This window comes from Amycolatopsis sacchari (assembly GCF_900114035.1).
GTDB classification, from domain to species: Bacteria; Actinomycetota; Actinomycetes; order Mycobacteriales; family Pseudonocardiaceae; genus Amycolatopsis_E; species Amycolatopsis_E sacchari.
The window spans coordinates 510,336-531,891 of sequence record NZ_FORP01000001.1 but is presented as its reverse complement, the minus strand read 5'-3'; the positions used below and the strand labels follow the sequence as shown (position 1 = coordinate 531,891).

Below are 21,556 nucleotides of genomic sequence, written 5' to 3'. Positions count from 1 at the left end.
CTCCTTCCTCGGCGGTCATCGGGTGCGCCGCGCGACGGCGTCGGCGAGCTGGGTGGCGGCGGTGCGCGCCCGCGCCGGGACGGGTGCGGCGTCGAGCGCGGCGAGCGCCTGCGCGGTCTTCAGCTCGATCAGCTCGGTGACGGCGGAGTCCGCACCCGTCCGGCGGATGATCTCCCGCAGCCGCTCGGCACCGGCGTCGTCGAGCTCCCGGTTCCCGTGCAGCTCCTTGATCACCGCCCGCTGCCGGGCACCCGCCCGCTGCCACGTCAGGTTCATCAGCACGGTCGGCTTGCCCTCGCGCAGGTCGTCGAGCACCGGTTTGCCGGTCACCTCGGGCGAGCCGAACACCCCGAGCAGGTCGTCACGCAACTGGAACGCCTCACCGAGCGGCCTGCCGTAGGCGGTGCACAGCCGCAGCACCTCCGGGCCGCCGTCGGCGAGCATCACCCCGACCTGCAGCGGACGCTCCACCGTGTACCCGGCGGTCTTGTGCCGCAGCGCGCGCCAGCTGCGGTCGAGCGCGTCGTCCGTCCGCTCCCCCGCCAGGTCGAGGTACTGGCCCGCCATCACCTGCGTGCGCATCGCGTGCAGCACCGGCTCCGCGCGCCGGCGCCACCGCTCGCCCGCCGCGCACAGCAGCTCGTCCGACCAGGCGTGGCACAGGTCGCCGACCAGGATGGCCGCGTTGAGCCCGAACCGGGCCGCCGCTTCGGAGTCCTTGCCGGAGTACCGGTCCGCGAGCACCCGGTGCACGGTCGGGCGGCCGCGCCGCAGCCGCGAGGAGTCCATCAGGTCGTCGTGGATGAGCGCGAACGTGTGGAACAGCTCCAGCGCCGCTCCCACCTTCACCACCGGGCCGCCCTCCGGCGCACCCCCCGCGGCCAGCCAGCCGCAGTAGCAGAACAGCGGCCGCAGCCGTTTCCCGCCGCGCACGAACTCCCGCACGACGTCGACGAGCGGCGGCAGGCACGCGTCCACCGGGTGCCGCGCCTGCGCCTCCAGGAACTCGTCGAGCACCGCGTCGACGCGGCGCCGCAACCAGCCGAAGTCCCCTTCCACCGGTGCCCGTGGCTCGGGGGCCGGTGACACGTCGACGAGCCGAGCTGACATGGTGCCTCCTCGCGAAACGACGGTTCCGGGCGTGCCGGCGCCCGTCGCGCTAGATAACACCGGCACCACGGGCAAAACCAGGGGGCGATCCCCACCACTCGTCCGGGCCGCCCGCACCGACCGGATGGGCGAAACCCGCACCGCTGCGTAAACCCCTTGCGCACCAAGGCAATCCGCTACTCGTTCGCGTGACTGCTGTTGCTGCCGGGCGGCGGGGGCGGTCATAGTGATCTCACCGGCGCTCGCCGGAAAATCCGAAATCCCTTTTCGCGCACGGCTTTTTCCGCCGTCGTGCCCGCACGTCCTGCCAGGAGCCGCCCATGACCACGCTCGAGCTGCGCCCGTTCTACTGCCCCATCGAGCCGGCGATCCACCCGGACGTCGACGAGATCGAGCGCACGGCGGTCACCTGGCTCGACCGGTTCCGGTTCTACGGGGACGCACGCGGGCGCGCCCGCGTGCTCGGCACGAACAGCGCCGAGTTCTACGCCCGGTTCGCCCCGCACGGGTGCCGGGACGGGCTCCAGGCCGCGGTGCACTGGGTCTACTGGGGATTCGCGTTCGACGACGTGCGGTGCGACGCCGGCGAGCTGAGCGCGGACCCTGCCCGGTTCCTGGCCATGGTCGGCCCGCTGCAGCGGGCGCTGGAGAACCCGTGGCACGACCCGTCCTCCGGCGACCCGTTCGTCCTGGCGTTGCAGGACATCGGCCGCGCCATCGCCGCCTGCGGCACCCCGGTGCAGGCCCGCCGGTTCGCCGACGCCCACCGCGCCTGGCTGTTCGGCGTCGCCTGGCAGGTGGCGAACCGGGCCGCGGGCCGCGTGCCCACCCTGGACGACTACACCGCGATGCGGCTGGGCAGCTCGGGTGGCCCGCCCACCCTCGCCCTGCTGGAGATCGCGATGGGGGCCGAGGTACCGGCCGCGGAGCTGGACTCCCCGGCCGTGCGCGCACTGACCGAAATGGCCAACCTCATCGCGTCGTGGGACAACGACCTGCACTCCCACCGGAAGGAGACCACCGAGGACCACACCGACCAGAACCTGATCACCGTGTTGCGTGCCGCCGAGGGACTTTCCCCCGAGGAGGCCCTCGCCGAGGCCTACCGCCTCAGGGACCGCGTCATGGCGCGGTTCCTGACCGTGCGGGAGCGGGTCGCGTCCGGACCGGACGCGAGCCCCGCGCTCCGCGCGTACCTGGACTGCCTCGGGCACGCGATCCGCGGCAACACCGACTGGGCGCTGCGCGTGCCGCGCTACCGCGGCTACGGCGCCCAGCCGGTGTCCGCCGGGCCGGGCTGGGCCGGCACGCCCTCCGACACCCGGCAGGACCCGTTGCCCATCCCCGCCATCGCCTGGTGGTGGGACCCGTTGGAAACCCCGTGGAGGAGACATGAACCGTAGGACCGTCCGCCGCCTCGCCACCGCCGCCGCGGCCGGCACCGCACTGGTGCTGGCCCCGCTCCCGGCGTCGGCCGTGACGTCCGACGACGGCGACTGGACCAAGGTGCAGGACTTCGGCAGCAGCTACTTCTGCGAGGCCGCCGGCATGGCCGGGCAGCTCGCCGGCCGCTGGCTGCCCGGCCAGTGGCACTGCGTGGGACCGGTGCTGTACCTGCGCAACGAGCCGCTCATGGTCCCGCAGTCCTGACGCCTCACCCGCCCGGCCTGCCCGCCTCCACGCGGAACAGCCGGGCGGGCAGGAGGCGCGTGAGGCGGTCCGAGCGCAGCACCGCCAGCGGCCCGACGACCGCGAGCAGCAGCACGTACCCCGCGACGAAGGGAGAGATCCGCGGATCCAGCCCCGCGGCACCGGCCAGCGCCGCCAGCACGAGCGACAGCTCACCCCGCGTGAGCACCGTCAGACCCACGTTCACCGCGGCCTGCCGGTCGTAGGAGTGCAGCTTCGCCGCGGCCGCGCCGGCGGCGAGGTTCAGCACGACCGTCAGCACCACCGCCACGAGCACCGGCACCACGACCGGGCCCACCGCACGCGGGTCGATGCTCAGGCCGAAGATGAAGAAGAACAACGCGCCGAACGCGTCCCGCAGCGGCTGGACCAGCCGGTGGATGCGCGGCGCGGCCGAGGAGCCGCCCAGCAGCACACCCACCATGAACGCGCCGATGGCGTCCGACACCCCCAGCTCCTCGGCCACCGCGGCCCCGAGCACCGCCATCCCGACGAAACACACGGTGAGCAGTTCGTCGTCGGCCGAACCGAGCAGACGCGACACCGCGCGCCCGCCCCACCGCGCGAGCGCCGCGAGCACCACCAGGAACCCGAACGCCTTGCCGAACTCGGCCAGCGCCGCGCCCAGGCCGTCGGCGGCTCCCAGCACCGGCTGCAACATCGCCAGGTACAGCGCGAGGAAGACGTCCTCCAGCACGACGATGCCCAGCACCAGCCGTGATTCCGGGTGGCGCATCCGCCCGGTCTCCAGCAGCAGCTTCGTCACGATCGCCGAGGACGAGATGCCCACGGCCCCGGCGAGCACGAGCGCCTCCCTGCTCCCCCAGCCCAGCGCGAACCCGAAGGCGAGCCCGCCGCCGATGTTGAGCACGAGGTAGATCGCGCCCGCGGCGGCGAGCCTGCGCCCGCCGGCGACCAGGTCGCCGAGCGAGAACTCCAGCCCGAGCGAGAACAGCAGGAACACCAGCCCGAGCCCGGCCAGCACACCGAGCTCGGCCGGATCATCCACAAGCGACAGTCCAGGGGTGTTGGGGCCGAACAGGAATCCGGCGAGCATGAACAGGGCGATGGTGGGAAGGCCGATGCGGCGGCCGGCTCGGGCGAGCAGGCCGGCGGCCAGGAAGGCACCGCCGACGGCGAGCAGGGCGTGTCCGGTCGTCATGAGGGGTCTCCGAAAGGCAGGCGGAAGCACACCACCCCGGTCGGGAGTGGTGGCGTGGACGGGATTCGGTGCCTAGGAGACCGGGGGATCCCGTGCGGAGACGTGAGACGGCACGCCGGGCCGGGTCACCCACGACGCGACCCTCGGCGCGTCCAGCGCGGGACGCAACGGCGGCGGTTCGGGGCAGCCGGGCGGCAGCACGACGGGCACGGACGCGACCGCGCAGTGCGGCAACGGCTGCTGCGCGAGCACGGCGACGCGGTCGGTGTGCCGGGGAGCGGCACCGGGCCAGGTCGGCGTCGCGAGCGACAGCAGCAAGGTGGCGACGGCGAGCAGCAGGAACACGGACCGGTGCCGGGAAATCCGCTCCCCGGTACCCCGCATGCCACCCCTCTCGTTCCCGCCGTCGTCCTCAGTGTACCAGACAGTCGAGTCCACAGTAGACAGTTGCCGACCGGGGCCGCGCCTGGTTGGCTGTCCGGATGAGCGGGAACGACGAACGCGACGGCGTCGCGCTGACCCACCTGGACCAGCCGTTGTTCGACGGCGCGGGAGCCGTCAAACGCGACCTCGTCGACTACCTCGACGCCGTCGCGGACCGGATGCTGCCCGCCCTGCGCGGCCGCCCCCTGTCGGTCATCCGCGTGCTGCGCGGGCAGGACGCGTTCATGCAGAAGAACCTGCCGAAGTACACGCCGGAGTGGGTACCGCGCACGACCCTGTGGGCCGAGAGCTCCCGCCGCCAGGTCACCTACGCACTCTGCGACGACCGGCGCACCCTGCTGTGGTTCGCCAACCAGCGCGCCATCGAGTACCACCCCGGCCTCGCCGCCGCGAGCGAGCCGCAGCACCCCACCCACCTCGTGCTCGACCTCGACCCGCCCGAGCAGGACGACTCGTTCGCACTCGCGGTCCAGGCGGCGCACCTGGTGCGCCAGGCCCTCGCCGACAGCGGGCTCGCCGGAGCGGTGAAGACCAGCGGCGCCAAGGGGGTGCACGTCTTCGTCCCGCTGGCCCCGGGCGTGGACGCCGAGCAGGCCGCCGCGGCCGGGCGGGCGCTGGGCGCGCGGGCCGAGCGGCTCGACCCCGCGCTCGCGACCACCGCGTTCATCAGGGAGGACCGGCACGGCAAGGTGTTCCTCGACTCCACCCGCGCCGGCGGCGCGACCGTGGTCTCGGTGTACAGCCCCCGCGTGCGCCCGGGGCTGCCGGTGTCCTTCCCCCTCGACTGGGCGGAGCTGGACTCCGGGACCCCGGGCGACTTCACGATCCGCACCGCGCTGGAACGCCTCGGCGACGCCGACCCGTGGGCCGAGCTGATGCCCGAGCCCCAGCCGCTGCCGGAGGACCTCGTCGAGGAGGGCAGGGCCATCCCCATCGCCCGCGTCCAGGCCATGCACGAAGGAAAACGCCGGGCTCGCGCCCGGCGTCAAGCCGAAGGGGGATGACCCGGTGCCCACCGCGCCGCGGGAACGAGGCGGGCACCGGGTCCGGCGGGGCTACCGGCGGGTGGTGAGCCCGTAGCCGTAGGGGAACAGCGGGTCGTAGTTCCGGTCACCGATGTTGATCGGCTCCTGCGCCTCGCTGCGCGGCCAGCTCACCGAGAGCTTCCCGGTGAACGGCTTCTTGCCGAACAGCACGTCGGCCACGCCCGCGCCCTCGCTGCCGGGCAGCCAGGACATCACGAAGGCGTCCATCTTGCCCAGCTCGTCGGTCACGATCTGCGGCCGGCCCGCGACGTCGAGCACGACGCACGTCTTGATCGCGCCGCACACCTTGTCGATGTTCGCCCGATCGGCGGCCGAGATGTTCAGCGTGTGGCCGTTGCCCACGTCGCCGACGCCCTCCGCGTAAGGGGTCTCACCGATCACGACGACACCCACGTCCGCACCGGCGGTCGGCGCCGACGCGTCCGCGCTGTAGGTGACGTTCCGCGCCACCTGCTGGATGCCCTGCAGGATCGTGGTGCCCGGGAAGCTCGTGTTCCCGGACTGCCCCTGCCACGTCACCGTCCAGCCACCGGCCTGGTTGCCGAGGTCGTCGGCGTTCACGCCGGCCACGTAGATCTTCTGCGACGGCTTGAGCGGCAGCGCGCCACCCGAGTTCTTCAGCAGCACCTGCGACTCGGCGACCGCCTGCCGCGCCACGGCCCGGTGCTGCGGCGAACCGATCGTACCGGCGTTCGAGCGGTCGGTGTAGGGGTGCTCGAACAGGCCCAGCTCGAACTTCGCCTTGAGGATCCGGCTCACGGCGTCGTCGATGCGGGACACCGGCACCCGGCCCGCCTGCACCTCGGCGGTCAGCGTCGACACGAACTGCGGCGCGCTGTAGGGCTCCATGAACATGTCCACGCCCGCGTTGACCGCGGTGCGGACCTGCGTGGCGTAGTCGCCCGGCAGCTGGTGGATGGCTTCCCAGTCGCTGATCAGGAACCCGTCGAAGCCGATCTTGCGCTTCAGGACGTCGGTGAGCAGTTCCTTGTTCGCCGTCATCTTCACCGGCGTGCTGCCCGGCCGGTCGGTCCACTGCACGCTGGAGAACGACGGCATGATGCTGCCGACGTCGTGCTGCTGGACCGCCGTGACGTAGGGCGCGAGGTCGACCTGCGCGAAGTGCTGCCAGTCGGTGATCGTCACACCCTGGTCGGTCGTGTACGTACCGCTCGTCGACGTGCCGTAGGTGGTGTCGCCGTCACCGGCGAAGTGCTTCGCGGTCGCCAGCACGTGGTCCGGCTTCGCGAGGTCCTTCGGGCTGGTGCCCTGGAACCCGTCGATCGCCGTCGTCATCTGCTGGACCAGCTTCGGGTCCTCGCCGAACGACTCGTAGGTGCGGCCCCACCGGTCGTCCCGCGCGACGCACACGCACGGCGCGAACGCCCACTGCGGGCCCGTCGCCCTGGTCTCGGTGGCGGTGATGTGCTCGACCTCGCGCACCAGCCGCGGATCACGCGTGGCGCCGAGACCGATGTTGTGCGGGAAGATCGTGGCACCGACCAGGTTGTTGTGGCCGTGCACCGAGTCCACGCCGTACAGCAGCGGGATGTGCAGCCGCGTGGCCAGCGCTCGCGACTGGTAGCCGTCGACCATGTCCGCCCAGCCGGCCGGGGTGTTGTCCGCGGGCGTCGAACCGCCGCCGGAGAGCACGGACCCGAGGGCGAGGTCCGTGATCTGCTGCTGGCTGGAGTCGATGGCGCCGCGCTCGGCCTGGGTCATCTGGCCGACCTTCTCCGCCAGCGTCATCCGGCCGAGCAGGTCCGCGACCCGCTGGGCGACCGGGAGCCGGGCGTTGAGGTAGGCCGGGGTGCGCTCGGCGGTGACCGGCGCCGCGCTCGCGGCGGGTACCGCGGTCGCGGTCAGCGCGGCGGCCGCGAGCACCGCCCCCGCGAAGCGGGAACTGCGTCTGCGGGAAAGCGTTCTCACACGAATCCTCCTCCGTTGCAGGGTGCGTGCAGGACCGGGTCGGGCCGCGCCAGAAGTGCGCCGGCCCGTCGGGGTGGGTGGAGCCGCTCGATCGAGCAATGTTGCGCGTCACAACATATTCCACAACCCGGCGGGAGGGAAGGGTCCGAAAGTCGCATTCGGCACTGGTCCGGTCCACTCCCGCGCGGACTAAAAGCGCGGCTCGTCCTGTTAGTGTCGATGACACGTCAACCAAAGGCAGGGACCATGGAACTCGGCATCTACAGCTTCGGCGACCGCCACCGCGACCCCCTCACCGGCGAGCAGGACTCCGTGGCGGACAAGCTCGCGCAGACGCTCGAGCGCATCAAGCTCGCCGACGAACTGGGCCTGTCGTTCTACGGGCTGGGCGAGCACCACCTGGAGGACTACGCGATCTCCAACCCCGGCACCGTCCTCGCGGCCGCCGCGAGCGTGACCCGGCAGATCACCCTCAGCAGCGCCGTCACCGTGCTCTCCACCGAAGACCCGGTCCGGCTGTACCAGCAGTTCACCACGCTCGACCAGCTCAGCCGCGGCCGCGCCGAACTGCTCGCCGGGCGCGGCTCCTTCACCGAGTCCTTCCCGCTGTTCGGCGCCGACCTGGCCGAGTACGACGACCTGTTCGACGAGAAGCTTGCCCTGCTGCTGCGCATCGACCGCGAGCGCCCGCTCACGTGGTCCGGCCGGTTCCGCCCGCCGCTGGAAAACGCCCAGATCTACCCGCGCCCGTACCGCGACCACCTGCGCATCTCCATCGGCACCGGCGGCAACCCGGAGTCCTCCGCCCGCGCCGGCCTGCTCGGCCTGCCCGTGGTCTACGCGGTGATCGGCGGGCGCCCCGAGCGCTTCGCCCCGCTGGTCGACCTCTACCGCCGCGCAGGCGAGTCGGTGGGGCACGCGAAGGAGGACCTGCACGTCACGATGGGTGCGATCGGCTTCATCGCGAGGACTGCGCAGGAGGCCAAGGACACCTTCTACCCGTACTGGCTGGAAACCATGAAGTACGGGGCGAAGGCCCGCGGCTGGCCGATCCCCACCCGCGCCGAGTACGACGCCTACACCCACAACGCGCAGGCCCTGTTCGTCGGCACGCCCGAGGAGGTCGCCGACCGCATCATCAGCGTGGGCAAGCTGACCGGCGCCGACCGGTACGCGATGCAGATGGACTGGTCCGGCGTACCGCACGAGAAGGTCATGACGGCGATCGAACTGCTCGGCACCGAAGTCCTGCCGCGCGTGCGCAAGGCGCTCGGCGACTGAGCCGCGTCGCCGTCCCGCCCGTGTCCGGGGTATGAGACCGAACCGCCGCGTGCTGCCCGGCGAGCGCGGCCGCACTCGGTGCGACCGCGCTCGCCGGGCTCGGCGGCATGCCTGGCGCACCGGTACCCGTGGAGTGGCAGGTCGCGGCCGACGAGCGGTTTTCCCGCGTCGAGCGGAGCGGCACCGTGCTCGCCACACCGGAGGACGCACACGCGGTGCACGTCGAGGTTCGGCGGTGTCTCCGGCCCGGGTGCCGCGGTCGGCATGCTCCTCGGCGGCATACTCACCGAATTCCTCAACTGGCGGTTCACGCTCTACGTCAACGTCGCCATCAGCCTCATGGCCGTCATCGGTGCCGCTGTTCTCTCCCTCGCCAGGCCAAGACCAGCCGGGGGCCGCGACTGGACGTCCCCGGCACGCTCATCGGCTGCGTGGGCCTGTTCGGTGTCGTCTACGGGTTCGCCGGCGCGGAATCACACCCCTGGTCCGCTCCGGGCACCTGGGGTTTCCTTGCCAGAGGCGTGGCCCTGCTCGCGGTGTTCGCCTGGTGGCAGACCCGCGCCGTGCACCCGCTGCTGCCGCTGCGTCGTTCTCGACCGCACCCGCGGCGGCTTGCACCTCGCCATCTTCATCGGCGGCATCGGCCTGTTCGGCGAGTTCCTGTTCCTGAACTACTACATGCAGCAGAGCCTGCGCTACTCACCGGCCATGACCGGCGTCGCGTTCCTGCCGATGGTCGCCACCCTCGTGATCGCCGGAGGAGCGTGCACCACGCAGCTCTACCCCCGCTTCGGCGCGAGGTTCCCGGTGGCGGCCGGCATGCTCATCGCGGCAGGCGCGATGGCCTGGCTCACCCGCATCGGCCCGGCCGGCTCCTACACCGGAAACATCCTCGGCCCACTGATGCTCTTCGGCCTCGGTGTCGGCGCCACCATCGCCCCCGCGATGAACGCCGGCACCACCGGCGTCCAGTCCCAGGACGCCGGCGTCGCCTCGGCCACCGTCAACGTCGCCCAGCAGATCGGCGGCTCGGTCGGCATCGCACTGCTCAACTCAATCGCCGCCGCCGCGCTGACCCGGTACCTCGCCGGCAAGGACGGCACCAGCCGGATCGTCCAGGCGGACGCCGCGATCCACGGTTATGCCGTGGCGTTCTGGTGTTCGTGCGCGATCTTCGCCGCCGGTGCCGTGGCCTGCGGCCTGATCCTGCGAACCGGAAAACCCGAAACGCGCACGTCCGCCATCGAGCCGGAGGATTTCGCCGATCCGCGCTGAGCAGCACGCCGAGCGGGCTGCTCAGCGCGGATGCGCACGTCGCGCTCCGAAGCCGACCGCCGGTGCTTCAGGATCGGGCGCGCCGGAACACGAACCCGAGCAGAGTGCGCAGGCGCACGCCCTCCCGCCGGGTGCTGATGACGACAGCCAGCAGGACGATGACACCGCGGGCCACACCCTGCGCATACGAACTGAGGTCCAGCAGCACCATCCCGTTGTTGAGGAGTCCGAGAAAAATGACCCCCAGGAAGGTTCCGACCACCGAACCCCGGCCACCGAACAGGCTCGCACCGCCGATGATGACCGCGGAGATCGCCGTGAACTCAGCGCCCACCCCGATGGTGGAGTCCCCTGAGCTCAGTTGCGCGGACTGCAGGACGCCGGCCAGCCCCGCGGCCGCTCCGGTGAGGCCGAACACCAGCGCGCGGATGCGGCCAACGCTGATGCCGGAGAGCCGGGCCGCGTCCGGGTTCCCGCCGACCGCGAAGACCGAGCGGCCGAAGGTCGTGCGGGTCAGCACGAACCAGCTCACGGCGAGGAACAGGAACATGATGACGGCCGGCACCGGTACGCCGAACACGTCGCCGTTGCCCCACTGGCTGAACCCCGCGCTGGAGATCTGCACGGGCACGGCGTCGGTCAGCATCTGGGCGAGACCGCGCAAAATGCTGAAGAGCGCCAGCGTGACGATGAAGGACGGCACGTCGAACCAGACACGTACCAGCCCCGCGAGCAGCCCGGTGACCGCACCCACGAGCAGCACCGCGAGTGCGGCCAGCGGCAGCGACCACCCGTGGTCGGTGACCAGAACCCCGAACAAGGAGGAGGCGAACGCCATCGCCGACCCCACGCTGATGTCGATCTCTCCGGCGACGATCACGAAGGTCATCGCCAGCGCGATCACACCGACGAACGCGGACTGCTGCAGCACGTTGAGCAGGTTCTTGGTCGTCATGAAGTACGGCGCGCAGAGCGACAGGACCACGAAGAGCAGGACCGTCGCCGTCAGCAGCCCGATGTGATCCAGATGCTTGATGCGCGCGAGCAAGCTCGGGCGTGCAGGCCGCACAAGTTCGGTGGCGGCGGGCTCGGCCAGGTCAGTCTTCATTGTCGGTCCCCGTCCTCGTCGGTAGTGAGAGTCCTTCCTCGCCCATCGCGAGCATCATCAGCTGCTCCTCGCCGGTGTCGCGCAAGTCGACGTCCCCGACGAGTTCTCCGTGCCGGAGCACCAGCGAACGCGTGGCGAGCCGGTACAGCTCCTCGAACTCGGACGTGGCGAAGATGGTGCTGACGCCGGAAGCGGACAGCTCCAGCAGCAGGTCGTAGATCTCGCGCTTGCCCCGGATGTCGACGCCACGCGTCGGCTCGTCCAGGAGGAGCACGGTGGCCCCGTTCGCGAGCCAGCGCCCGAGCACCACCCGCTGCTGGTTGCCACCGCTGAGGGTCGACGGCGGATCGTTGAGCCGCCAGTGCACCCTGAGACGCTCCATCGTCTGCCGCAGCAGGCGCCCCCCGGAGCCCGACGAGACCACGCCCGCCCGGCTCACGAGGGGCAGACATCCCATCAGGATGTTGCTCCGGATCGGCAGGGACATCGCCAGTCCGTGCGTACGGCGGTTCTCCGGCGCGAGCCCGACTCCGTGGCGCCTCATCCGGCCCACGGTGCGGCGCTCGGCGGAGACGCCGTTCACCGTGACCGCACCCGTGCTCGGCCGCGCGCCGGCCAGCGCCTCGAGCAGGCTAGTGCGGCCGGAGCCGAGTACCCCGGCCACGCCCAGCAGCTCCCCTTCGCGGAGGTCGAAGGAGATTCCGCGGAGTGCGTCGCTGCGCAGGCCGCGCACCTTCAGCACCACCGGCGAGTCCACCGGACGAGCGGGCGCCTCGCCGGGTTCGAGCTGCCGGTGTCCGGTCATCATCCCGAACAGCGCTCTCGAGGTGGTCTCCGCCATCGCCACCGTGCCGACCAGCTGACCGTCCCGCAGCACGGTCGCCGAATCCGCGACACAGTGGATCTCGTCCATGCGGTGCGAGATGTAGATGACCGCCACGCCCGTCGCCGCAAGCCGCTTCACGAGCGCGATCAAGTCGTCCGCCTCCTGCGCAGACAGGGAGCTGGTCGGCTCGTCGAGGATCAGGACCCGTGACTCCCGCCCCACGGCCCGCGCGATCTCCACGAGCTGCTGCTGACCGATGGACAGCTTCCCGGTCCGCGTGGCCGGAGCCACCGAGCAGTGCACGCGTTCGAGCACCTGCTTCGCCGCATCCTGCAGGGCGCGGCGGTCGACGACGGACCCGGGCCGCGTCGGCCACCGTCCCAGGAAAACGTTGTCGGCCACGCTGAGCCCCGGTACCAGACTCAGCTCCTGATGGACGGTGGCGACCCCGCAGCCCATAGCGTGGTGCGGGGAACGGAAAACGGTTTCGGCCCCGGCAACGCGGATCACCCCGGCATCCGGGACGACCACACCGCTGAGCATCTTCACCAGTGTCGATTTGCCCGCCCCGTTGAGCCCGAGGAGAGCCCGGACCTCACCGGGCGCCACCTCGAGGTCGACATCACGCAGCGCCTGGAGTGAACCGTAGGCCTTGCTCGCCCCCCGGACCGAGATGGCCGGGAGCGTGCCCGGGGCGCTACTTGCGCTCATCGATGTAGGCACGGAGGGTCTCCGGGTGGTCGGCGGAATAGGGAACCGCGGCGATGAGCTGGGTCTCCTTGACCGGCGGCGTCCCGTTCAGCACGGCGACGGTGGCGCGGACGGCGTCGGCGCCGAGCTTGCCCGCGTCCTGTCCGGCGGTGAACAGCAGCGCCGGGTCGGGCTGCAGCATCAAATCGGCGATGACCGTGGTGATGTCGATTCCGAAGACGTGCACGCCGGCGCGCTGGTCGGACTTGACGGTCAGCGCGGCGCCGATCGCGCTGCCCTCGTTCTGCCCGAAAATGAGGTTGAGCTCGGGGTGTGCCGTGAGCATGTCGGAGGCCAGTGGCTTGGCCTTGTCGACGACGTAACCCTCCTGTTTGGCCACGATGTCGTACGAGCCGGGCGCCAGCGCGGACTCGAAACCCTTCTGACGCTGGCCACAGATGGCGTAGCTCGCGTCGCAGCTGAGAATCCCGATCTTGGCATGACCGCCGAGCTTCTCGGTGATGTATTTCGCCGCGGCCTCACCGGCGGTGCGTCCCAGCCCCTCCTGGTCGGAGGTCAGGTAGCCCTTGATCAGTTGCTGCCGGGCACTGTCCTCGATGCAGGTGTCGTAACACAGGACCGTTATGCCGGCGTTCACCGCCCGCCGGATCGCCGGGACGGAGCCGTTGGCGGAGATCGGGTCGACCAGGATGGCGTCGACGTGCTGGGTGATGTAGGTGTCGATGAGCGAGGCTTCCTTGGAAACGTCGCTGTCGGAGGTGTTGATCTTGAGGGTGACGCCGGTCCCCTGCACGGCCTCCTGCATGCCGCGGGTGTACTCGTTGATGATCGGCGACGAGAACAGGGTGGTCACGCCGATGACGTAGTCGCCGTCCTTCTTGTTCGAGCCGGCCGTGGCGGCACACGCGGAGGCCAGCAGGAGTGACGCGCCGACGGCTGCCACCCGGTAGGAGAATTTCATGGTGATTCCCTGAGGTTGTGGGCACCGGGAAGAGATCCGGCGGTCAGTCCAGTGCGGCCAGACGCTCGGCGGCGATCGCCGGGACGCCACGAGGGGTGGTGAAAAAGCCCGCGTCGACGGTGAGATTGGTGCCGGTGATGTAGCGGGCCTCGTCCGAGGCGAGGAACAGCACCGCGTTCGAGACGTCGACCGGTTCGACCCACGGCACGGGGAGGAGGTTCATGGCCTGCGCCGGGAACCGGATGTCGTCGATCGTGGCGTCCGCTGCACCGCCGGAAAACATCTTGGCGATCATGTCGTTGAGCAGCATCGGCGATCCGACGTTGCCGGGACAGACGGTGTTCACCCGCACGTTGTGCGGCCCCATGGTGGCGGCCAGCGAGCGCATCAGGCCGACCACTCCGTGTTTGGAGGCGTTGTAAGGCAGCATGCCGACCTGGGCCAGCAGCCCGGAGACCGACGCGGTGAAGATGACCGACCCGGACCCCTGTTCGACCATGTGCGGCAACACCGGCCGGGTGGCGTTCCAGACGCCGTTCAGGTTCGTGTCGATGACCGTGTTCCAGTCGTGTTCCGTCCACTGGTCCCACGGCTCCGCGATGAGAATCCCGTGGTTGACGGCCAGGATGTCGATCTTCCCGAACTCCGCGATGGCCTGGGCCACGACGGCGGCCATCTGCTGCGCGTCGCGAGCGTCGGCCTTGACGGCGAGGCAGGCCTGGTCCTGCTTCTCGACCAAACGAGCCGTCTCCTCGAGGTCGGCCGGAGTCGCGAGCGGGTAGCCGACGTTGTCCAGCTGCTCGCACAGGTCGGTCGCGATGATCGTCGCGCCCTCCTCGGCGAGCCGGACGGCGTGTGCGCGTCCCTGGCCGCGTGCGGCTCCGGTGATCAGTGCGACCTTTCCAGCAAGTCGTCCCACGTTCCTGGTCCCTTCTGCTACGTGCCTCGTTGCGCCGTGGCGGCGGACACCGGAAGAATCGCAGCGGCGAAAGAGCTTCAGACGTAAGAAATCGCAACAGTGCCGTCAGCGACCCGCACACCTAGCGTCGTGATCGATCCGATCGACCAAAGACGGGAGAGACGTGATGGGGAGACTGGACGGAAAGGTGGCTTTCGTGACCGGTGCCGCCCGCGGACAGGGACGGAGCCACGCCCTGCACCTGGCGCGCGAGGGCGCGGACATCATCGCGGTGGACATCTGCGAGGACGTGGAGTCGGTGCCTTACGCCCTGGCCACCAAGGCGGACCTGGACGAGACCGTACGGGCCGTCGAGGCGCTCGGCCGGCGCATCTTCGCCACCAAGGCCGACGTGCGTGACCTCGCCCGGCTCGAGCAAGCCGTTCAGGCCGGAGTGGCCGAGCTCGGCCGCCTCGACGTGGTGGTCGCCAACGCCGGTATCTGCACCATCGCCCCGGCGCTGGAGATCGAGCCGCTCATGTGGCAGCAGATGATCGACATCAACCTCACCGGTGTGTGGCACACCCTCAAGGCGTCCCTGCCGATCGTCCGGGAGCAGGGCGAGGGCGGCTCGATCATCGTCACCAGCTCGGTCTCCGGGCTCAAGGCGGTGCCGCAGCTCGGCCATTACACCTCGGCCAAGCACGGCGTGGTCGGCCTCGCCAGGACCCTGGCGGTCGAGCTCGGCCAGGAGCGGATCCGCGTCAACGTGGTCTGTCCGACCAATGTGGACACAGACATGATCGACAACGACGTGATACGGAAGATCTTCCTCGCCCACCTCGAGCACCCCACGCGCGAGGACGCGCTCGACCCGAGCTCGCCGTACCACGACTTCCACGTCATGCCGATCCCGTGGGTCGAAGCTTCGGACGTCTCCGAGGCCGTGGTCTACCTGGCCAGTGATGCCGCTCGCTACGTCACCGGCATCACCCTCCCGATCGACGCCGGAGTCCTCATCAAGTGACGCCGCGCGGGGTCGTGGACCGCGGTCCCCGGCTCCTGAAGCACGGAAGCGGGTGGCTCGCCGTATGGCCGCGAGCCACCCGCTGCGGCGTCGTCAGAAAACGGCTCCGGGGTTGAGGATTCCCTGCGGATCCAAGGCCTGCTTCACCCTGTGGTTCAGAGCCAGCGCGTCGTCGCCGAGATAGGAGCCGAGCCAGGGCTTCTTGAGGCGCCCCACCCCGTGTTCACCGGTGATCGTGCCGTCGAGCGCGATGGCCAGGTCCATGATCTCGCCGTAAGCGGCCTGGGCACGTGCGGTCTGCCCCGGGTCGGTGGGGTCGAAGACCACGAGGGGGTGGGTGTTCCCGTCGCCGGCGTGGGCGATCACGGCGACGACGATGTCCCGGGCGCGTGAGATCTCCTCGATGCCCCGGACCAGGGCACCCAGCCGCGGTAGCGGCACGCCCACGTCCTCGAGCAGCAGGGAGCCCTTCTGCTCGACGGCGGGGATCGCCATGCGGCGGGCCGTCACGAACATCTCGCCGGTCTCCGCCTCATCGGTCGAGAAGACCTCGGTGGCGCCGTGTTCCTCACACAGCCGGGACATGTCCGCGATCTCGACGGCGGCGTGCCCGGCAGGCTCGTCGGTCTGGATGACCAGCATGGCCTCGGCGCCGCGGTCGAGCCCCATCCGTGTCACGTCCTCGACGGCGTTGATCGACACCTTGTCCATGAATTCGAGCATCGAGGGCCGCATCCTCCGGGTGATGGCCAAGACCGCCTCGGCCGCCGCATCGAGGGCGGCGAACGTCGCCACCAGTGTCGACGGGATGCGTTGCGCCGGGATCAGCCGCAGGACGATCCGGGTGACGATCCCGAGGGTGCCCTCGCTGCCGACGAAGAGCTTCGTGAGGGAGAGGCCCGCGACATCCTTCAGCCGCGGGCCTCCCAGCTCCACCGCCGTGCCGTCCGCAAGCACGACGGTCAGGCCGAGCACGTAGTCGGTGGTGACCCCGTACTTCACACAGCACAGCCCGCCGGCGTTGGTGGCGACGTTGCCTCCGATGCTGCAGAACTCGTACGACGACGGGTCGGGCGGGTACCACAGACCATGCGCGGCGGCAGCCGCCTTGACCTGTGCGTTCAGCGCTCCGGGACCGGTGACCAGCGTCCGGGTGACCGGGTCCACCTCGATGTCGCACATGCGCTCGGTCGAGACGACCAGACACCCGTCGACGGCCGACGAGCCGCCGGAGAGGCCGGAACCGGCACCCCGCGGCACGACCGGGATCGCGTGCCGTGCCGCGAACCTCACCGCGGCCTGCACGTCCTCCGTGCTGGTGGCCCGAACTACCGCGAGTGGCGTGCCCACCTCCGGGGCACGGGCCCGGTCCCACCGGTAACCGGCCATCCGGTCCGGGTCCGTGATCACCCGGTCCGCGGGCAGGGAATCGAGGAGCTCGGCCAGGCCGGGGTCAGCGTGCGAAGGGATCACGGCTCTCCCCCGTCAGCTCGATCCAGATCGTCTTCGTCTCCAGGAAGTCACGCACCGCCTCGATGCCGTTCTCCCGCCCGATGCCGCTGTGCTTCATGCCTCCGAACGGCGCACCGGGGGCGATCGCCCGGTAGGCGTTGATCCACACCGTGCCGGCGTTGATGGCGTCGGCCACCCGGTGTGCACGCTGGATGTCCTTGGTCCACACCGCGCCGGCCAGACCGTACGGCGTGTCGTTGGCCAGTTCGATCGCCTCGGCCTCGGTTTCGAAGGTCAGCGCGGTCACGACCGGCCCGAAGATCTCCTCGCGGAACACCCGCATCTCCCGGCCGGCGTCGGCGATGACCGTCGGCTCGACGAGCAGTCCGCCGTCGCGGTGCCGGTTCCCGCCGTGGCGGATGGAGGCCCCCTCGGCGCGTGCCGAGTCGCAGAAGTCGAGGACCCTGCGGAGTTGCGCGTCGTTGATCAGCGGGCCCATATCCGTTTCCGGGTCCATCGGATCACCGACCACGAGCGTCGCGGCGCGCTCGGCAACGCGCTTCACCAGCTCGTCGTGGATTTCGTGGTGAGCGATCACGCGGGAGCCGGCCATGCAGTTCTGCCCGCTGGCCGAGAAGATCCCGGCCAGCACGCCGTTGACCGCGGCGTCGAGGTCGGCGTCGGGGAAGATCACCTGTGGAGACTTGCCCCCGAGTTCGAGACTGACGCGCGTCAGGTTGTCCGCGGCCGCTCGTGCCACCGCGATGCCCGTGGTGGTCGAGCCGGTGAACGCGACCTTGTCCACGCCTGGGTGCGCGACGAGCGCCTGGCCCACGGTCGGTCCCACACCCGTGACCACATTGACCACCCCGCCCGGCAGTCCTGCCTGCTCGAGCAGGTCCGCGACTTCCAGTGCGGTGGCGGGCGTGAAGTCGCTCGGCTTGACCACTATCGTGCAACCGGCGGCCAGTGCGGGCGCGAGCTTGAACGCGAGCATCAGGAGTGCCGAGTTCCACGGCACGATCGCGCCCACCACCCCCACCGGCTTGGGGCGGGTGTAGAGGGCGAAGCCCGGCTTGTCGCTGGGGATCGTGGCCCCTTCGATCTTGTCGGCCAGGCCCGCGAAGTAGTGGAACCACTCCGGCATGTAGCGGGCCAGGCTCCGGGTTTCCCGGATGACGCGGCCGGAGTCGCGCGTCTCAATCTCCGCGAGCCGGTCCGCGTTCTCCTCGAGGAGATCGGCGGCACGGCGCATGATCCGGCCGCGCTGGGTGGCGGTCATCCGTCCCCAGGGCCCCTCGATCGCCGCCCGGGCACAGCGCACGGCGTGATCGACGTCCTCGGCCGTTCCGTCGGGCGCCTGCGCCCAGTCGAGTCCGGTGTAGGGGTTCCGGGAGGCGAACGTGGCGCCGCCCCGGCTGTCGACCCGCTCGCCGCCGATGATCATCCGGTAGTGCTGGAGTGTGCTGGGTGCTTGCGTGGTCATCTGCCTTCCTTGATGTCAGAGGTGGGATGTCCGGGCGTGAGCGCGACGTCGACGGCGACCGACCCTTGACCGGACGGCATCACGAGCACGGGATTGAGGTCGAGGGACGCCACCTGGCCGGCCAGGACCGCCGGGGTGGTTGCCAGGTCGAGCACCAACCGCACGAGGCTGTCGACGTCACGCGCCGGTGCGCCACGGAAGCCGTGGAGCAGAGGGGCTACGCGGAGGCGATGGATGGCCTCGCGCACCAGCTCAGTGGTGAGCGGCGGGATGAGCAGCTGCACGTCGGCGAGCACCTCGGCCGCCGTGCCGCCCGCACCGACGACCACCACGTTCCCGACTGACGGATCCCGCAGCAGCCCCACGCTCATCTCGAGCCCGCCGTCGAGGCAAGGCTCGACCAGGAGCCCGTCGACCTGGCCGTCTCCGTGGACGTTCGCCTCGGTGGCCGCCAGCATCCGCGCGGCCGCCGCCCGCAGTTCGGCCTCGTCGCCGATGCCGACGTCGACCAGCCCCAGCTCTGTCTTGTGCGCGAGCCCGGCGGCGGAAACCTTCAGCACGACCGGGAAACCCAGCTCGCGAGCGGCCGCCGCGGCCTCGTCGGCCGACACGGCCAGCCGGCCGTCGACGACGGGCAGGCCCCACGAGCGGAGCAACCGCTTGCCCGCGGCCTCGGACAGGGGGCCGCCCGCCGCGCGCGGCAGCGGGCCGGTCAGCCGGGCGGTCGGCACGGACGTCTGCGGGTCGGCGCGGCGCTCGCGCTCGACGTGCCGCGCATGGGCGACGAAGGCGCCGAGCGCCCTCATGGTCGCGGCGGTGTCGTCGTACGTCGGAATCCCGGCGCCGGCCAGCCGCCCGGGCATCGCGGCGTCACCGGCGACCCAGCACACCACGACGAGCTTCTCGGTCCGGCGGTCCAGCTCGACCACGTCGGCGAGGATCCGGTCGAGATCGTAGTAGTCGCCGAGGATGCCGAGAGCGACGACGACCACGTCCACGCCGGGCTCGGCCTCCACCGCCCGGATCGCCGCGCCGAGCAGCTCCGGGCGGCTGAGCAATTGAGCGGTCACGTCGATCGGGTTGGCCGTCGCCGCGAAGGGTGGCAGGGTCTCGGTGAGCCTGGTGCGGGTGTCCGGGCCGAATTCGGCCATCGCGAGCCCGTTGACCGCGGCCTCGTCGGCCAGCAGCACGCCGAGGCCGCCGGAGTTGGTGACGATGCCGACGCGGTTGCCCCGCGGCTTCTTCCGCCCCGCGAACAGGCGGGCCAGCTCGCTCATCTGGCGAGCGTCCCGAGCACGCACCAGACCATGGCGGGACAGGAACGCATCGACCACCTTGTCCTCCTGGGCCAGGGCGCCGGTGTGGGAGGAGGCGGCCCGGGCGCCCTCCTCCGACGCTCCCGCCTTCAGCACGAGGACAGCCGCTCCCCGCTCGTGCGCGGTCCGTGCTGCCTGGACCAGGCGATCGGCGGCGCGCATGTTCTCCAGGTAGACCTGCACCACGCGGACGCCGGGGTCGGTCGCGACCTCAGCGACGAGGTCGGCCACGGTCAGGTCGAGCTCGTTGCCGGTGGCCGCCCAGTAGCGAACACCGTCGACGTGCCCGGAGGACAGCTCGGTGAGCACCGCGGCCATGGCCCCGCTCTGGCTGATGACCGCTGTGGTCCCGTCCGGCACCTCCTCCGTGCGCCCGAACACGGAGGAGAAAGAGGCCGCGAGTCCCACCGACGTGTTCGCCACACCCTGACAGTTGGGCCCGAGGACCCGCATGCCGCTGCGCCGCGCGCAGTCGCGGACCTCGTCCTCGAGCGCGCGGCCCGCGTCTCCCGTCTCGCCGAAGCCGGAGCTGACGATGACGGCGACGCGGACACCGCGGTGGGCCAGCGACCGGATCGTCTCCGGCACCCGCACGGCGGGCACTGCCACGATCGCCAGGTCCAGGGCGCTGTCCGCGGGCAGCTCGTCGACCGAACGGTACGCGGCGACGCCCTGCACTGCCGGGTCGGACGGGTGGACGACGTACAGCCGTCCCGTGTACCCGTAGCGCAGCAGGTGGCTCAGCAGGCGGCCCCCGATCTTCGTGCGCTCGTTCGACGCCCCGACCACCACGACCGAAGCCGGCCGGAACAGGGCGTCGAGGTTCGAAGCGGGCGGCGTGGTGCGGCCGCGGTCGAGCTCGCTCAGGGCCACTGGGTCTCCTCGGTCGGGTGCAGGACGGCGACCAGTACGGTCCCGGCGCTGGTGGTCGCTTCGAACCGCGCACTCGTGCCCTTGCGGGTGTGCGTGATCGCGACTTCGTCGCCAACCCCGACGGGCGCGACGAAGGTGACGTCGAGCCGCGAGTCAGCCCGCGCCGGGGACTCCACGAGCTCCACCGCACGCTCGACGAGGGCGACCAGCAGCATGCCCTGGACCAGGGTCCGGCCGAACGGCGTCGAACGCGCGTAGCCGGGGTCGGTGTGGATTCGGCCGTCACCGCCGCTGAACCGGCCGAACCGGTCCACGTCGTCCTGGCCGAACGTCATACGCAGGACCGTGGTCATCGCTCGTCCTCACGCGCGGCCGAGAACCCCCACAGGTAGCGGCTGCGGGTGCTGCACACGCGGCGCCCCTCGTGCCGGTACTCGGTGGCCACCTCGACGAGGCGGCGGCGGTCCGCGGTCTCCTCGGCCCGGACGACGGTCACCTCGACGTCGAGCACATCCCCGGCCCGTGCCGGCGGGGTGGCCACGGTGACCGACTGGTGGGTGTGGATGGTCCCCTGCTCCATCCGTCCGCCCAGTGCCTCGAACATCGGCCGGAAGGTGGAGTACACCGCCGGCGGCACGAGCTCGCCCACGTGCGGGATCTGGTTGCGCCCAGGTGCGGCGGCCGCCCGGAAAGCCGCCACCAGATCGAGGCCGAGCTCGTAGCTGGTGCGGTACGGCTTTCCGACCCGCAGCTCCGCGAACGCGATGTCTTCGAACCGAGCGGGAGGCCTGGTCGACATGCTCGGGTCCACCTCTTCCTGACTCCGGGTCCTGGCCGCGCCGGCACGATCGGCGGCGGCCCTGCGTCCGGAAGTCTCGCCGGTGGATGCCCCCCGTTCCCCGTTCAAGTTTCTTACAATGTGACTCCTGCCACTGGGCTCCATGCTGGGAGACACACGTGGC

Annotated in this window: 18 protein-coding genes and 2 pseudogenes; 7 read left to right on the top strand and 13 right to left on the bottom strand. The window is 71.0% G+C overall.

Features of this window, described 5'->3' with window-relative positions; translation table 11 throughout:
* Window positions 1-15: 15 nt before the first annotated feature.
* The gene (locus BMZ92_RS02565) at window positions 16-1,110 is read right to left on the bottom strand and encodes a polyprenyl synthetase family protein (protein WP_091504012.1); all 1,095 of its coding nucleotides are present in this window, start codon (window positions 1,108-1,110) and stop codon (window positions 16-18) included.
* Window positions 1,111-1,430: 320 nt separating this feature from the next.
* On the opposite strand from BMZ92_RS02565, the gene BMZ92_RS02560 reads away from it, so the two are divergent.
* Together BMZ92_RS02560 and BMZ92_RS02555 are read left to right on the top strand one after the other, a co-directional pair.
* Entirely contained in the window at window positions 1,431-2,513 is a 1,083-nt protein-coding gene (locus tag BMZ92_RS02560) for a terpene synthase family protein (protein ID WP_091504011.1), read from the top strand.
* Window positions 2,503-2,760, top strand: coding sequence for a hypothetical protein (locus BMZ92_RS02555; RefSeq protein WP_091504010.1), 258 nt, complete (start codon window positions 2,503-2,505; stop codon window positions 2,758-2,760). Before BMZ92_RS02560 ends, BMZ92_RS02555 begins: the two co-directional genes overlap by 11 nt.
* A gap of 4 nt (window positions 2,761-2,764) precedes the next feature.
* On the opposite strand, the gene BMZ92_RS02550 is transcribed toward BMZ92_RS02555, so the two are convergent.
* A complete protein-coding gene (locus BMZ92_RS02550; RefSeq protein WP_091504009.1) occupies window positions 2,765-3,961 on the bottom strand; it encodes a cation:proton antiporter in 1,197 nt (398 codons plus the stop codon).
* Between the two features lie 72 nt (window positions 3,962-4,033).
* Window positions 4,034-4,345: a hypothetical protein gene (locus BMZ92_RS02545; RefSeq protein WP_091504008.1), complete on the bottom strand. Its 312-nt coding sequence runs from the start codon at window positions 4,343-4,345 to the stop codon at window positions 4,034-4,036.
* A 98-nt stretch (window positions 4,346-4,443) separates the two neighbouring features.
* On the opposite strand from BMZ92_RS02545, the gene BMZ92_RS02540 reads away from it, so the two are divergent.
* A complete protein-coding gene (locus BMZ92_RS02540) occupies window positions 4,444-5,409 on the top strand; it encodes a DNA polymerase domain-containing protein (protein WP_091504007.1) in 966 nt (321 codons plus the stop codon).
* A 51-nt stretch (window positions 5,410-5,460) separates the two neighbouring features.
* Here the strand turns inward: BMZ92_RS02540 and BMZ92_RS02535 are convergent, their stop codons facing one another.
* Window positions 5,461-7,380 (bottom strand): glycoside hydrolase family 3 protein, encoded by a 1,920-nt coding sequence (locus tag BMZ92_RS02535; protein WP_218153376.1) that lies wholly within the window; start codon window positions 7,378-7,380, stop codon window positions 5,461-5,463.
* A gap of 246 nt (window positions 7,381-7,626) precedes the next feature.
* Here BMZ92_RS02535 and BMZ92_RS02530 point away from each other — a divergent pair, with 246 nt between their 5' ends.
* From BMZ92_RS02530 to BMZ92_RS02525, 3 genes and pseudogenes are all read left to right on the top strand, one after another.
* On the top strand, window positions 7,627-8,661 hold the full coding sequence (locus tag BMZ92_RS02530) for an LLM class flavin-dependent oxidoreductase (protein ID WP_091504006.1): 1,035 nt from the start codon (window positions 7,627-7,629) through the stop codon (window positions 8,659-8,661).
* A 107-nt stretch (window positions 8,662-8,768) separates the two neighbouring features.
* A pseudogene (locus BMZ92_RS38645) lies at window positions 8,769-8,897 on the top strand (PhoD-like phosphatase N-terminal domain-containing protein); the annotation flags it as partial.
* A 25-nt stretch (window positions 8,898-8,922) separates the two neighbouring features.
* A pseudogene (locus BMZ92_RS02525) lies at window positions 8,923-9,936 on the top strand (MFS transporter); the annotation flags it as partial.
* 67 nt (window positions 9,937-10,003) lie between these two features.
* Here the strand turns inward: BMZ92_RS02525 and BMZ92_RS02520 are convergent.
* The 4 genes from BMZ92_RS02520 to BMZ92_RS02505 form a co-directional block, all read right to left on the bottom strand.
* Entirely contained in the window at window positions 10,004-11,044 is a 1,041-nt protein-coding gene (locus tag BMZ92_RS02520; RefSeq protein WP_091504004.1) for an ABC transporter permease, read from the bottom strand.
* Window positions 11,034-12,581, bottom strand: a complete 1,548-nt coding sequence (locus BMZ92_RS02515; protein WP_091504003.1) for a sugar ABC transporter ATP-binding protein — start codon at window positions 12,579-12,581, stop codon at window positions 11,034-11,036. The genes BMZ92_RS02520 and BMZ92_RS02515 overlap by 11 nt, the downstream gene beginning before the upstream one ends.
* Window positions 12,568-13,524 carry a substrate-binding domain-containing protein gene (locus tag BMZ92_RS02510; protein ID WP_177228506.1) on the bottom strand — a complete coding sequence of 319 codons (957 nt, stop codon included), beginning with the start codon at window positions 13,522-13,524 and terminating at the stop codon, window positions 12,568-12,570. The genes BMZ92_RS02515 and BMZ92_RS02510 overlap by 14 nt, the downstream gene beginning before the upstream one ends.
* 61 nt (window positions 13,525-13,585) lie before the next feature.
* Window positions 13,586-14,461, bottom strand: coding sequence for a mycofactocin-coupled SDR family oxidoreductase (locus tag BMZ92_RS02505; RefSeq protein ID WP_091504001.1), 876 nt, complete (start codon window positions 14,459-14,461; stop codon window positions 13,586-13,588).
* Window positions 14,462-14,627: 166 nt separating this feature from the next.
* On the opposite strand from BMZ92_RS02505, the gene BMZ92_RS02500 reads away from it, so the two are divergent.
* The gene (locus BMZ92_RS02500; RefSeq protein WP_091504000.1) at window positions 14,628-15,467 is read left to right on the top strand and encodes a mycofactocin-coupled SDR family oxidoreductase; all 840 of its coding nucleotides are present in this window, start codon (window positions 14,628-14,630) and stop codon (window positions 15,465-15,467) included.
* Window positions 15,468-15,560: 93 nt separating this feature from the next.
* On the opposite strand, the gene BMZ92_RS02495 is transcribed toward BMZ92_RS02500, so the two are convergent.
* The 5 genes from BMZ92_RS02495 to BMZ92_RS02475 are packed head-to-tail and all read right to left on the bottom strand — an operon-like array spanning window position 15,561 to window position 21,393.
* A complete protein-coding gene (locus tag BMZ92_RS02495) occupies window positions 15,561-16,940 on the bottom strand; it encodes an FAD-binding oxidoreductase (protein ID WP_245782846.1) in 1,380 nt (459 codons plus the stop codon).
* Window positions 16,921-18,405, bottom strand: a complete 1,485-nt coding sequence (locus tag BMZ92_RS02490; protein ID WP_091503999.1) for an aldehyde dehydrogenase — start codon at window positions 18,403-18,405, stop codon at window positions 16,921-16,923. Before BMZ92_RS02490 ends, BMZ92_RS02495 begins: the two co-directional genes overlap by 20 nt.
* Window positions 18,402-20,594, bottom strand: a complete 2,193-nt coding sequence (locus BMZ92_RS02485) for an acetate--CoA ligase family protein (protein ID WP_091503998.1) — start codon at window positions 20,592-20,594, stop codon at window positions 18,402-18,404. The genes BMZ92_RS02490 and BMZ92_RS02485 overlap by 4 nt, the downstream gene beginning before the upstream one ends.
* Window positions 20,585-20,947 (bottom strand): MaoC family dehydratase, encoded by a 363-nt coding sequence (locus tag BMZ92_RS02480; RefSeq protein WP_091503997.1) that lies wholly within the window; start codon window positions 20,945-20,947, stop codon window positions 20,585-20,587. Before BMZ92_RS02480 ends, BMZ92_RS02485 begins: the two co-directional genes overlap by 10 nt.
* Entirely contained in the window at window positions 20,944-21,393 is a 450-nt protein-coding gene (locus BMZ92_RS02475) for a hypothetical protein (RefSeq protein WP_143249777.1), read from the bottom strand. The genes BMZ92_RS02480 and BMZ92_RS02475 overlap by 4 nt, the downstream gene beginning before the upstream one ends.
* Between the last annotated feature and the right edge of the window lie 163 nt (window positions 21,394-21,556).